General features: G+C 62.0%; 9 protein-coding genes and 2 pseudogenes. 4 read left to right on the top strand and 7 right to left on the bottom strand.

Going from position 1 to position 12812, the window contains the following annotated elements; translation table 11 throughout:
• Positions 1–71: 71 nt before the first annotated feature.
• The 3 genes from CMC5_RS11525 to CMC5_RS44260 all read left to right on the top strand — a co-directional run bounded on the left by CMC5_RS11525 (position 72) and on the right by CMC5_RS44260 (position 4534).
• Positions 72–1271, top strand: a complete 1200-nt coding sequence (locus CMC5_RS11525) for a cytochrome P450 (RefSeq protein WP_050430451.1) — start codon at positions 72–74, stop codon at positions 1269–1271.
• A 439-nt stretch (positions 1272–1710) separates the two neighbouring features.
• On the top strand, positions 1711–3723 hold the full coding sequence (locus CMC5_RS44265) for a hypothetical protein (RefSeq protein WP_156338467.1): 2013 nt from the start codon (positions 1711–1713) through the stop codon (positions 3721–3723).
• Positions 3707–4534 (top strand): hypothetical protein, encoded by an 828-nt coding sequence (locus tag CMC5_RS44260; RefSeq protein WP_156338466.1) that lies wholly within the window; start codon positions 3707–3709, stop codon positions 4532–4534. Before CMC5_RS44265 ends, CMC5_RS44260 begins: the two co-directional genes overlap by 17 nt.
• Before the next feature lie 377 nt (positions 4535–4911).
• On the opposite strand, the gene CMC5_RS48935 is transcribed toward CMC5_RS44260, so the two are convergent.
• From CMC5_RS48935 to CMC5_RS11505, 5 genes and pseudogenes are all read right to left on the bottom strand, one after another.
• Positions 4912–5094, bottom strand: a complete 183-nt coding sequence (locus CMC5_RS48935; protein WP_342673959.1) for a transposase domain-containing protein — start codon at positions 5092–5094, stop codon at positions 4912–4914.
• Between the two features lie 21 nt (positions 5095–5115).
• Positions 5116–6465 (bottom strand): annotated as a pseudogene (tnpC, locus tag CMC5_RS42345) (IS66 family transposase); the annotation flags it as partial.
• 158 nt (positions 6466–6623) lie between these two features.
• Positions 6624–6887: pseudogene (gene tnpB, locus CMC5_RS11515) on the bottom strand (IS66 family insertion sequence element accessory protein TnpB); the annotation flags it as partial.
• Positions 6888–6991: 104 nt separating this feature from the next.
• Positions 6992–7351 carry an IS66 family insertion sequence element accessory protein TnpA gene (gene tnpA, locus CMC5_RS11510; RefSeq protein ID WP_050430450.1) on the bottom strand — a complete coding sequence of 120 codons (360 nt, stop codon included), beginning with the start codon at positions 7349–7351 and terminating at the stop codon, positions 6992–6994.
• 197 nt (positions 7352–7548) lie between these two features.
• Positions 7549–8460, bottom strand: a complete 912-nt coding sequence (locus CMC5_RS11505) for an AraC family transcriptional regulator (protein ID WP_050430449.1) — start codon at positions 8458–8460, stop codon at positions 7549–7551.
• Positions 8461–8779: 319 nt separating this feature from the next.
• On the opposite strand from CMC5_RS11505, the gene CMC5_RS11500 reads away from it, so the two are divergent.
• A complete protein-coding gene (locus CMC5_RS11500) occupies positions 8780–9829 on the top strand; it encodes an NAD(P)-dependent alcohol dehydrogenase (protein WP_050430448.1) in 1050 nt (349 codons plus the stop codon).
• Positions 9830–9995: 166 nt separating this feature from the next.
• Here the strand turns inward: CMC5_RS11500 and CMC5_RS11495 are convergent, their stop codons facing one another.
• A complete protein-coding gene (locus CMC5_RS11495; protein WP_156338465.1) occupies positions 9996–11618 on the bottom strand; it encodes a carboxypeptidase-like regulatory domain-containing protein in 1623 nt (540 codons plus the stop codon).
• Between the two features lie 645 nt (positions 11619–12263).
• Positions 12264–12707, bottom strand: coding sequence for a hypothetical protein (locus tag CMC5_RS11485; RefSeq protein WP_156338464.1), 444 nt, complete (start codon positions 12705–12707; stop codon positions 12264–12266).
• Positions 12708–12812: the final 105 nt, after the last annotated feature.

Raw genomic sequence — 12812 nt, 5'->3', positions numbered from 1 at the left:
TGCAGGCGCCCGTAACGTGCGGTCAACCCGACGACCCGAGCCGGCCTCGCCGACTCGTCTGGAGCGCACGAATGAGCGAAGTTCACCTCAATCTCCTCTCTCCCGAAGTCGCCGTCGATCCCTTCCCGTTCTACGCCGCGCTGCGACGCGACTCGCCCGTCTGTCGGGTGGAACCCGGCGGCTTCTGGGCCGTGAGCCGCTACGAGGACGCGGCGGCCGTGGTGGCCGATCCGGTCCGGTTCTCGTCACGGGGCGTGGCGCCGGCCATGGACCCGCCCTGGCTCCAGCTCGAGTTCAACGCGGGCGCGCACTCCATGGTCGTGCAGGACCCGCCGGAGCACACGCGCCTCCGGAGCATGGTGAACCGCGCGTTCGGGCCGGCGCTGCTCGCCGCGACGGAGGGGCCGCTGCGCGCGCTCGCCGAGCGGCTTGCCGATGGGCTCGGGGGTGGTGACGAGGTGGACTTCGTCTCCGCGTTCGCCACGCCGCTCGTGGCGAGCGTGATCGGCGGCGTGCTGGGCCTCGATCCCACCCGTCACGCGCAGTTCAAGCGGTGGTCGGACGTCCTGGGGAGCGCGGGGCCGGTGTCGCAAGGGCCCGAGCACGACGAGCTGGTGCGCAGCGCGTACCGGGAGATGCACCGGCACTGTGACGAGGTCATCGAGGCGCGGCGCCGTGAGCCCGGGTCGGACCTGATGAGCGCACTGCTCCAGATCCGGGCGGGAGAGCAGGCGCTGACCGACCGGGAGCTCCACTCGTTCTTCCACCTGCTGTTCATCGCGGGGCTGGAGACGACGGTGCACCTCATCGCCAAGTCGGTGATGCGCTTCGCCGATCACCCCGAGGAGATGGCGCGTCTCCGCGCCGAGCCCGCGATGATCCCGCGGTACCTGGAGGAGATGCTGCGGTACGATCCGTCGGTCCACTTCATCTTCCGGCAAGCGCCCGCCGAAGCGACGCTCGCGGGCGGCACCATCCCGGCGGGCTCCTTCATCCTGGTGATGCTCGCCTCCGCCAACCGCGACGAAGCGCGCTTCCCGAAGGCCGACGTGTTCGACATGGATCGCGACACGCGCGGGCACCTGGCGTTCGGCCACGGGCCGCACACGTGCCTGGGCCTGGCGCTGGCCCGGATGGAGGCGAGGATCGCGCTGGAGACGCTGCTCACGCGGTTCCAGCGCTTCGAGCGCCGCCCCGGGCCGCCGGAGTGGATGCACACGATCATCGTGCGGGGGCTGGCGCGGCTGCCGGTCCGCGCCATCCCGGCCTGAGGTGGGAGAGCGGGGGCCGCTGCCTCATACCGGAGGTAGGTGCCTCACGAGCCGGACATAGGCGCCTCGCTAGGAGTTCAGCAGAGAGACACCAGAGTCATCCAGCAGGCTGAAGTCGCCTTTGCAAGAGAAGCTCTTCACCCAACCGGCCTGCGTCTGACTCCAGATGGTCCTTCGCTCGTTCAGCTTGGCATGCTGCCGTTGGAGCACCATTCGTGCCATCGGGAAAGACTGTCCCAGTTGCTACTCCATGGACGGAACCGATTCACTCCCGAAACGGCCAGACACGCGGTCTGAGAGTATTGACAGAAACGTGTTCGGCTCAGATCATAAACATAATCCGCGGCTCTGCTCGTTTCCTTCCCCATCGCAAAGATTAGAAGTTCAAAGGGGTGACGCTATGGAAGGTTTCCGGGGTTTCCGTATGGTACGCATATCGATGGCTGCCTTAATCGCAACTATCGCTCTACTGGTGAGCCTTAAAGCTACCGCAAGCAATCAGCGCCTCGTCATACCAGCTATTCCGAACATCATCAGCCTCGGCGCGAACGCAGCCCACATTACCGCAGTCTTTTGCGCCGACCTTGAACGCAATGTTCCCAAAGACAACAGCGCAATAAACCATGTCCTAACCAGCAATTCATTAATGATTCGCATAAACCAAGGTGACTGGTTTCCACTCGAACAAGAACTAAATTCCTCCTCACCTAAAATTACGCTTGAATACGTCGACAGAAATAGTTCTACACACCCAATGGGCGTTCGCTTCAAGAATCTCACAACAGACTCAAACATCGAAATCAAAAGCAGCAGCCCCACGGTTGTCTCAGAAGCACATGAGAAAGCAGACACAGCATTAACTAATCGTCTAAAAACAATCGAATTCAACAAAGACGATCAAGTCATTCAGCGTCAGATTTGGAAAGACAGCATTCTTCAGACACGAACAGAACTAGCTCAAGCATTCGGCCTAAACGCTAGCATCCCCTCAACGATCACAGACGACTTCATACTAATAGCTCAAATACAATTCGACTGGCTCCACCAAATGGCTCAGCTGCTATTAGAAATGGTAGGATTCAAACCACGAGGCGACACAGTGAACGATCTACGCGAAGCCATGACGGCTTATCAAACACACCAGGGCTTGCCGGCAACCGGGCGATTCGACAGAACCATTATTAAGTTCATGGGTGAAGATTTAGACACCATTAATGCTGCGACACTTGTTTTGAGCGACTCAGAGCCTCCTCCAGAGTTCGCAAAACTCCTACCGAGACTCGCACGTGTCGATGAATCACACATGCTTATTGGCCGAGCCGACAACAAACTAGAGCTACTTGAATTCAGCATCACTTCATCTAATCCACCACAGCTTTCACGTAGAACACTGTCCGACAGCGTAGCCGATGAAGCAGAAGCACTACACCAAGAACGAATAAAGAGAGCTGCATCTAAAGATAATAACATTATATGGCTTAGCGCTAGAACAACAGCAAAATTCAACTCTCAAAACACGCCAGTAGACATAATTGCTGGGTCTGACCAGAAACAAGTATTCACGTCCCCGAAAGAGATAACCAACGCAACAACGTGGCAGGACGTTCTTGTGGACATACGCGCGACTCAAGCAAGGAGAGACATTGTCATTTCCTTGAGCCCCGTTGCACGTCTAGCCGAGTCTCATGGAAGCAGCTTCGATCGTGGGATTGTCAACTGGGGCGACGTGGTGTCTGGCATTCGCAAATCCTGTTCACCCCCCTGCCGACTCTGGCTGGACGAGCCCACAGACAAGGTCATCGGCAAAATCAAGTCCTTCCCATCTAATGTATCCATAAAGGACATAGTGGGAGTAAAGCCGAACTCCAGCGATAACGTTGGACTAATGGCAACCCACTTAGTTTCCGATATTGGACACACTGTTTCAGCAGAGACATTTTGGACCAGCTCGATCAAAGAGCATACAGCGATAGTGGTCACTGGACACCGCAGCACTGCACTCTCAAAACTTCTAGACGACTATGGGATCCTAGGCGTTTTCCAAAATCGCGTAGTACTCTTATTCTCATGCGGCACCAACATTTCTCACCAAGAGCACGCGCGACTAATTCGACTACATGGTGCCAAGGCTGTGCTCGCATTTCCGTCTGAAATCAATGCACCTGCTACACGGCGAGTCTTGAAAGCCATAAAGCGCAAATTGGACACCGGCCCTCAAGACTTGAACAATCTAGTCCAACTAGCCACAGAAGATGCCCTCCGTGAAGTTGAAGAATCAATAAATGAACTCAAAAAACGCAGACAGGGCACAAAATCCCTCGTAGAAGCGGAGCATGAAAGAGACGAGCTCAAGCTCATTCTACGCGGAACTCTTCAACTCTCGCTGCGCGCAAAAAGCAATGACTCACACTATGCATCACTAATGAGAAACGAAAATGAACCTACGCTTTAGACTCGATACTCCGATCAATCCAGAACTCGACCGCGAACATCAACAACTAGGCCCGGCCGCTGAGGCAGCCAGCGAGAGCTTTATCGTCGAGGTCCAACCCACAGCAGCCGTCAATCTTGACGATCTGCTTCGTATCGGGAAGTGGAGTCCTTTTGATCGCGAGTCTCGTTCTTTTGCTGACGTCTGGCTCCTTTTCCACACGTTACACGTAAGTCCGAATGAGAGAGAAACCCTCTCAAGCAATCCTACCGGACCAGCAAGCGTAGCTCTTGAGGTTGAATTTGATGATTCTGTCCGTGCGACGGTTCTTGACGTCTTCCCTAAGACTGAATTTGTCAATGTAGCACACGGAAAGATCGCATGTTCAATTAGACTAAGCACAAATGGCGCTGGCATTCATAGCGGTCAGATCGACGACAACAAACAAGATCCAGTCTATGAGACAGCTGCAAAGACCCAAGCAGACATCGAGGCATGCGCAGAGCTGCGGTTCCAAATCCTGACGTCAAAAATTATCAGCGTAGGAGTACACGCAAGCAAATCAGAATGGTATCTCTACGAACGCGAGCAGCCGCTTTTTGGGGAGCATACTCTTGCTCACACAGTCTGGGTACCGCCAGGAACACAAAACATTTCATACATATGCAGAGTTCGAGCTGCTGCTGGTGGTTGGAGAAAATGGTTCTCATCACCTAGGAAGCCCGCCTGGGGACGAGTTCAATGCGATCTGGCCACGACACTAGAAGTTCCTGTTCTAGATTACCTGCTGGCGCGAGGCATCATTATCAAAGCGATTGATCGCACAGAGTAGGATTCACCCCAGAGGTCACCTAAATTGACTTGATATCCCGCATGGGCGAACCAATTTCGGCAATGGGCTGGAGTGACGCGGTAGCGTGCGCGTCGTGCGGTCCGAACCAGGGCCTCTGACGTTCGCGGACCATAACGTCGGATGTACTGCTTTTGCAGTGCCCAGCCTGACTCGATGGGGTTGAAGGCGGGGGAATAAGAAGGCAGGTACAGCGTAAGCGTCCGGCCCAGGGCATGCCGGGAAGAGGGTTGAGGCGTAGGAAGAGCGAGGTGGAGCTCTCCTGGGCGAATGCTGGCGCAAGGCAGACGACAGCGTGGAACGCCCGCAAGCCAACCTCGGGAGCCTTCACCCGACGTCGAGCAGGAATGCGGATGCGGCTACGAGGCGGCGACGCCTACAGCCGTTGCGTCGCTGGTGTGCGCCTTCGACCAAGCGTCGGGGAGTAGCTCGTCGAGCCTCGAGCGTGACCAGCCGCGTTGCAGCTTGATGATGACATCGGTGGCCCAGAGGAGAGGGTTGACCCCTTGCAGGCTGCACGAGCGGAAAAGCGTGAAGCCGATGGCGAGACGTTCCGCGCCCTTGTCGGAGCCGGCGAAAAGGAAGTTTTTGCGACCGATAGCGACCTTGCGCAGCTGCCGCTCCGCCTCACCATTGTCGATTTCGAAGCGCCCGTCGGAGAAGCACCGCCGCCAGGCTTTCTCCTGTCCCTTTGCATAGAAGATGGCTTCATAAAGAGGCGTCTTTGGCACGAGCGATGGATGGGTCTCGTGCACCCATCGAACGAACGCATCGACCAGGGGCATCGCGTGGGCTTGTCGATGGGCATGCCGCTGCTCTGGAGAGAAACCGCGTGCCTTGCACTCGGCCTCGACACGATAGATGGCCTTGAAGTAGCCGAGAGCGATGGCGGCGCAGAGGTCGCCGAGCTTGGCAGCCTTCTCGAACTTGGCGCGGATGTGCATGCCGCATCCGAGTCGACGCTCCTCGGAGAGAATGGGCGCGCAGCCTGTCGATTGACGCAGCATGGCGTTGTAGCCAGCGTAGCCATCGCCCTGAAGAAAGCCCTGAAAGGGCTATAGCAAGGCGGCTGGGTGCTTGGCCTTCCAGTCGGGCGCATAGAGAAAGGCTGCGAGGTGGTCACTGACGAAGACCCACAGGTGACCGCGTTTGAGGCGCCGAGGATGCTTGCGGTCCTGGACGGGGATGCCCCTATCGTCGGTGCGCAGATAGGGCTCAGCCAGGACCCGCTCGGTGATGCGCGCCGCGATGGGAGCCAGCAGATCTAGGGTAAACGCGGTCCAGTCTCCGAGCGTGGAGGACGACAGGACGACGCCCGAGCGTGCACACGCCTGGGCCTGCCGATACAGCGGCATCGAGTCCTCGAACTTGTCGACGATGAGCTTGGCCAGCAGGCCAGGACCGGGACGACCGCGGTCCATGACCTTGTCGGGCGGTGCGGTGGTGACGCCCTGCTCGGGACAGCGGGGGCAAGCGAGCTTCTCTCGTTGCTGCTCGACGACCACGAACCGAGCAGGGATGAAGTCGAGCACCTCGCTGGTCCGGTAGCCAATGCAGGACTTGTCTCGACCGCATTGGCCGCAGACGCGCTCCGAGGCGGGCACTGCCAAGCGCTCCCGATGGCGCTCCAGATGCGCTGGTAGCGGCTCACGCTCTGCACGCTTCGGTGGCTTCGGTGGGTCGGCAGCAGGAGCTTGCTGCTCCGCCTTCTCGGGCGAAGCCTCATCGGGCGGCGCTTCAGGAAGCTGAGAAGCAGGGGCCTCGTCGGCGTCGAGCAGCGTCGTCAGCCAGAGCGAGAGCTGGTGCGAGCTGACCTTCTGGCTCTTGCGACCGTACAAGGCCCGCAGGGCGGTCTGGAGGCGCAGCGCGAGCGCATGGTGTGCGTCGGTCAGCTGGGTGAGCCAATTGAGCACGTGCTCGATGAGCTCCGTGACGCATCCTCGGTCCGCGAGCTGGGTCAGCTGGCGCCGAACCTGCACGAGGTCAACGGGAGCCTTGACGACAGCAGAAGAAGAGCGGGCCACGTATCGAGCGGTGTATTCACCGCGCGCCGCGGCACAAGGCATTCAATTTACGCCGCGAGTTTGCCGGGCGAAGGCAACCTCCAGCGCTTTTTCCTCGTCGCACCCGACAGGTCGAGCCCTTCGAGCATCAGCGCAAGCTCGGTGGCATCCATCTCGACATGTGTCCGCCCTGCGCTCACGGCGTGAGCGAGGTGGAATCGCCCTTGAGCGAGCCGCTTGGACACGATGCAGTAGCCGGTGCGATCCCAGAACAGGATGCGCACCTGGTCCGCCCTGCGGTTGAGGAAGACGAAGAGGTGGCCACTCAGCGGGTCGGTGCCGAACCGCTACATCACCTGCGCCGACAGGCCATCAAAGCCTTTGCGCAGGTCCGTGGGCTCCGCCGCGACGTAGACCCGCACCGACGGCGGGAGCATCAGCATGCGCCAGTACCTCCAGCCACACGGAGCACCCGCGCCAGTGTCGTCGTGTCGAAGCCCTCCTGCACCCGCACGATGCACCCGTTGGGGAGCGCCAGCTCGATGACGGTTGCGGTGGCAGGCGACGGCGCCACCCCTACGCGCGCCAGCTGGGCCTGTGGCGACTTGACGACTCGGACCGGGAGAAACCTCGGCGGTGTGCTCTGAAGCGCCGCTCCAGAGGACGTACGGAGCCGCGACGTCCACCAGTACAACGACTGGACCTTCAAGCCCTCCAACCCGGCAAACGCCTTCGCGCTCAAGCCGCTCTGATTCCAGCGCTCTACCCGCTCACTCCATTCCGCTCGCGTCGCCATCTAAACCTCCAGTGCCTTCGATGACCTCTGGAGTTACCCACCCGCACTCGGCTGGTCACGATGGCGGTGACCGGACGGATACGTCCCTGTGCAACGACACCGACCGCACGTACCCCACCCCTCTGCGGTGCCACTCGTCAGGGATCCTCGCGGCGTCGCAGCAGAGCGAACCTCATGCCGTCCGGCTCCAGGCCTGGTCACACCCGCCGAGACACGGCTTCTCGAGGGCGATGGCGGCGCAGGTCGTCGGCGGGCGGGTTGCCATAGAGGCGGCGGTACTCGCGGCTGAACTGGGCGTGGGTCTGGTAGCCGACGCGGAAGCCGGCGGTGCCGACGTCGAGCTGGTCGACGAGGATCAGGCGCCGGGCTTCGTGCAGGCGGAGGTGCTTCTGGACCTGGAGGGGCGTCAGGGAGGTGGCGGCCTTGAAGCGGTGGTGCAGGGAGGAGACGCTCATCCCGGCGTGGTGGGCGAGGTCCTCGATGCGCAACGGCTCGGTGTAATGCGCGCGCAGCCAGGCGAGGGCGCGGCCGACGCCGGTGCTCTGGCTCTCGTCGCTGGCGATGCGCACGAGGGCAGGGCCGAGGGGGCCGGTGAGGACGCGGTAGAGGACTTCTTGCTCGTGGAGGGGGGCGAGGGCGGGGATGTCGCGGGGGCGGTCCAGGAGGGCGAGGAGACGGCGGAGGGCGTCGAGGAGGTCTTCGTCGGCGCGGCGGACGGCGAGGGCGGGCGCGGGCTCGCCGAGGGTGGGCTTCAAGGGGGCGCGCGCGAGGAGCTGGGTGAGGACGGTGGGGTCGATGGCGAGGGCCAGGCCGAGCTGCGGCCGGGTGGGGGATCCCTCGACGGTCCTGGAGGACACGGGGAGGTCGCGGGTGACGAGGAGGTAGTCGCCCGCGTCGTAGCGGAGGCGCTGGGTGCCGACGGTGATCGTCTTGGCGCCTTGCACGACCAGGGTGAGGCAAGGCCACTGCAAGGTGTAGGCAGGTGGGGTGGAGCCCGAGCGGTGGCCGATGAAGAGGCGCTCCACCGGCGTGCGGGTGTCGGCGTCCGGCGTGGCGTGGCGCGCGATCGTGTCGGCCAGGGCGGCGACGAGCGCGGTTCGCTTCTGCATGATCGTCGATGTGCTCCTCGGCGCTGACTTTAGGGGTCATGTGCGCTGGCGGCAATGAGCGCGCGAGCGGCAGGTGCGGTCGTGCGAGCGGGATCATCCAGGAATCCATGGTGTAGAGAGAGGTGTCGGCCCTGGTGGAGATCACGGGTGATAGGGGATGAAAGGTCGCGTGGCGCGCAGGGTCGAGCGTGCGGGCTGCGGGCTGGCCGCGGTTGAGTTTGCAGGATCGAACATGTCATCGGCAGGATGACGATAACGCTCGGCGCCGCTCCCGAGGCACGAGAGGGCACCTGAACCTGTCGCCCCGGAGGGCTTCCCCATGGTCAAAGCGTATGCTGCTCTCTCCGCCACGAGTCCGCTCGCGCCATTCGCGATCGAGCGCCGCGCCCCTGCCACCGAGGATGTGGTCATTGCCATTCACCATTGCGGGGTGTGTCACACGGACATCCACCTGACGCGCAATGACTGGGGGACGTCGATCTACCCGATGGTGCCGGGTCACGAGATCACGGGGGTCGTGACGGAGGTCGGTGCGCGCGTCACGCGCTTCCGGGTGGGGGATCGGGTCGGCGTCGGCTGCTATGTGGATAGCTGCACGACGGGCGAGGTGCGCGATCCCGACCGGGAGCATTACCAGCCAGGGGTGGTGATGACGTACAACGCGAGGGTGGAGGGTGCCGATCATCCGACCCATGGCGGCTATTCCGAGAGCATCGTGGTGAAGGAGGGCTACGTGGTCTCCATCCCGGATGCGCTGCCGCTCGACGCTGCAGCGCCGCTCCTGTGTGCGGGAATCACGCTGTATTCACCGCTGCGGCACTGGAAGGCGGGGCCGGGGAAGCGGGTGGCCATCGTGGGGATGGGCGGGCTCGGGCATGTGGGTGTGAAGCTGGCCCATGCGATGGGCGCGCACGTGACGGTGCTGAGCCAGACGCTCGCGAAGCGCGAGGACGCGCAGCGCATGGGGGCGGATGCTTATCATGCGACGCGCGATCCGGAGACGTTCGAACGGCTCGCAGGGCGCTTCGATCTGGTGCTGAACACGGTCTCGGGCGATCTCGACTGGAATGCGTACCTGAACCTGCTGGCCACCGATGGCGCGCTGGTGCTGCTCGGGATGCCGGAGCAGCCGGTGACGGTGAACCCGTTCCTGCTCGTGCCGCACCGGCGGAGCCTCAGCGGGTCGTGGATGGGGTCGATGCGCGAGACGCAGGAGATGCTCGACTTCTGCGGGAAGCACGGGATCACGGCGGAGATCGAGGCGATTGCCATCGAGCGGATCGGTGAGGCCTACGAGCGGATCGTGAAGAGTGACGTCCGGTATCGGTTCGTCATCGACATGGCCACGCTGGCGGATGGGGCGCGGTGATCGGGTGCTTGGACGAGGACTTCGCTTGCTGCCCGACGCACCAAGCCGCCGCTCGATGTCGAGAGATGATCCAGGTCATCCGAGTGAAGCGCGGTGAGGCAGGCGCTCCAGCGCGCGCCCCTCTTGCAGAGGCCACGAAGGGCGAATCCTCACCGCGTGCGTCGCTTCACTGAGGGAGGTACTGAGACGGATTGAACACCGTCCATCGATTGTCGCACAGATCATCGATGCCATCGCCGTCGTAATCGTAGAGGTAGGCGTATGGGGCTGGCGAAACATGACACCACGCCTCGCACATGTCACCAATGCCGTTACCGTTCACGTCGCTCTGACTGCTCGAATTCGCAATACAGTTGTCGGCGGCATCCACCGCGCCATCACGATCGATGTTCGCCGAGGTGGCAGGGTTGCTCGCATTGGAAACCATTGCGGAGAATCCAGCGTCGATGTTCGACACGGAGAGCCCGCCCACGCCGGGACACGAGCTCTGTGCCATTCCCAGGACCACATGATTCGGCGGTAGTGGCGGACCGAAGGAACCGATGTCGTAGGTTCCACCGAGGTAAAATCCCCCCCGTGGAGAACCGATGGATTGACCGCACCAAGAGCCCGTAGGCCTCTCGAAATTGTTCAGCCATTGGTTGATGTCTGCCCCCATGAACCGTGTACGCTGCCCGATTGGCCCCATCTGGAACGTCAGATCGCACCACTCATTCGTCCCCGCCTGCTGAGCCTGTACCTTGAAGGAAGTGGAGGCCCTGGCGCCCGACGGCACGTTGATGAAGCATCGTGCGTTGGAGCTACCGGAATTCATGCACTCGGACGTGATGGACCATAGATGGTCCATCGCGCCCTGGCTGTCCGTGCTCACGATTCTGATGCGCCGCGTGACCTGGTTGCCCGGCAGTACGAACTGCGCACACGTGGCATCCCCGACGGAGTCATAGTTCCACGAGCTGAAGTGCGGCAATTCCGCCACCGCGATCAGAGAGCCATCCTTCTCCGGTTGCACGACGGCATCGGTTCCGCCTGCCTGGACCCACACGCCGAGGTCCGTATCGTGGTGCCACATCGGGATGATCTCACCGCTTTTGACGGCAAGTGCGTCGTCGACGACGAGCGTGGTCCGGACCGTCTGGCCCGATCGAACCTGGACCTTGCGGCCATCCTTGAAGAGTTCGACTTCGAGCATCGCGTACGAGACCAGATCGACCGGCTCCCCTTTCACCGTGATCCCCGTCAGCCCAGCAGGAGCCGCCAGGATGTGGTTCTTCTGGAGGGGATCGATGGTCGTGAAGACGACGTCGACTTCGCCGCTGATGGGCACCGCAGCGGCACCGCGCTTCCCGTCGTCGGCGAAGCCAAGGTCCCCTGGCTCGAACTCCAGCGAGAGGGGACCATTCCGGATGCTCACCGGAGCATCCACGTTGATGCGACGGGATTGGCTGCGGCCCAGGAGATAGCTGTCCAGCACCTGGTGTTCTCCCGGATGGACGGCAACGAGACGCTGCGAGAAGACGTATTCCGCATGCTCGAAGCTCGCAACCTGATTGCCACCCGGCACGTTGGTGAGCGTGTACTTGCCACCATCGTCCGTCATCACCTCGTTCCCAGCGACGCGCACGATGACCCCCGACACGGGCGCCTCGTCCACGTTCAGCACGCGACCCGTCACGATCCCGACCGGGTCGCGCTCGAGGCGTTCCAGGTGACGATTCATGAGAAGTTCCGCCCGATCCCCATCAGATAGGGCGGCGGCCGCCACCTCGACGCTCTCTCTCCGCGCCACGTCCGCGTCGTTGCCAGGATCGAGCGTGGCTCCACCCGTGCACGAGGCGATGCCGAGTGCCATTGCGGCAACGATCGATCCAGAAGACGCGATGCGTACACCCATCGTTCGTAGCTTCATGATCCTGCTCCTCTCCATGTTCATCACGACACCCGTAGTTCAGGAGGACTCCCGTCCCATGCCTCGATGCACGAAGTCGGAAGCCTCCTCTTTCGAGCGGATGCAGTTCCACCTGCCGCGCCCCTGAATGACTGCATGGAAACGCGGCCCTCCACCACGCTCCTGCATTCACGCACGACGGTAGGCCGCCAGAGCGAAGAGGCGTTCCTCAGACTCGGACGTACCTCGGACCGGCACAGAAGTTCTCTGGCCTTCGTGAACGACCGCGGTCGCTCACGTCAATGAGGCGCCGCCGCACTCCACACGTAACAGACGATGCGAGGACTTCTTTGGATGGCAATCTTTACGAGGACTTGCAGCACAGAAGACCAGACCTCGTTACGTTTCGTACCGAGCGTCGCTCACTCGATGCGTGCTCTGAATTCCCGGTGCAATCCACTCCGCATTGCGGACTCGGACGACGATTCTCTGCATCACGAGGTGCGCAGAATCTCTGGGAAGTGAACTCGACGCTGGCGGCAGGGCTCAGCTCCCGGAAGGCCACGGCGTGCCGAATTCGGGGAGTCGCTTCAGCTCGGGGTGGTGGCGGTGCCAGTAGGCGTGGTTCAAGAGCGTCCAGGCGCTGCGGACGAGGCGCAGGACGAGGTAGCGGACGGCGTCCTCGTAGCGGTCGAAGGTGTGCTCGTCGAAGCGGGAGCCGCGCTCGGTGAACGACGTGATCCATTGCGCGCCCTTCGGTTCGAGGGCGTGCTTGTCGTCCCGCTGGCCAGGGGGGTCGTTCGGTGTCCACACGCCGCGGGGGTCGAAGCCGTGGGTGAGGACGTGGGCGACGACCTCGTCGGGGGTGACGGAGATGAAGTCCGTGTACTGGACGTCCGCCATCTGCGCGCCGGGGGCGAGCAGGGAGCGCGCCCAGTGGCCTGGTCGGTTGCTGAGGATGGCCTGGATCTGCTCGGGCTTGCTCCGCATGAGGGGCGCGGAGCGTAGCGTCGTCAGGGGGCGCGCACCATGGAGGCCTTCGAAGCGCACGGCAGGGGGTTTCCATGGCGCCGCGCTGCCGTCGGAGGGCGCGTG

The sequence above is a fragment of the Chondromyces crocatus genome, assembly GCF_001189295.1.
GTDB lineage: Bacteria > Myxococcota_A > Polyangia > Polyangiales > Polyangiaceae > Chondromyces > Chondromyces crocatus.
This window is presented reverse-complemented; position numbering and strand designations above follow the sequence as displayed.

What these genes read in the sequence shown, in the direction of transcription:
- CMC5_RS11525 (WP_050430451.1), top strand. Translation starts at nt 72, where the DNA reads ATGAGCGAAGTTCACCTCAATCTCCTCTCTCCCGAAGTCGCCGTCGAT.
- CMC5_RS11505 (WP_050430449.1), bottom strand. Translation starts at nt 8,460, where the DNA reads ATGCAGAAGCGAACCGCGCTCGTCGCCGCCCTGGCCGACACGATCGCG.
- tnpA (WP_050430450.1), bottom strand. Translation starts at nt 7,351, where the DNA reads ATGGCGACGCGAGCGGAATGGAGTGAGCGGGTAGAGCGCTGGAATCAG.
- CMC5_RS44265 (WP_156338467.1), top strand. Translation starts at nt 1,711, where the DNA reads ATGGCTGCCTTAATCGCAACTATCGCTCTACTGGTGAGCCTTAAAGCT.
- CMC5_RS44260 (WP_156338466.1), top strand. Translation starts at nt 3,707, where the DNA reads ATGAACCTACGCTTTAGACTCGATACTCCGATCAATCCAGAACTCGAC.
- CMC5_RS11500 (WP_050430448.1), top strand. Translation starts at nt 8,780, where the DNA reads ATGGTCAAAGCGTATGCTGCTCTCTCCGCCACGAGTCCGCTCGCGCCA.
- CMC5_RS11485 (WP_156338464.1), bottom strand. Translation starts at nt 12,707, where the DNA reads ATGCGGAGCAAGCCCGAGCAGATCCAGGCCATCCTCAGCAACCGACCA.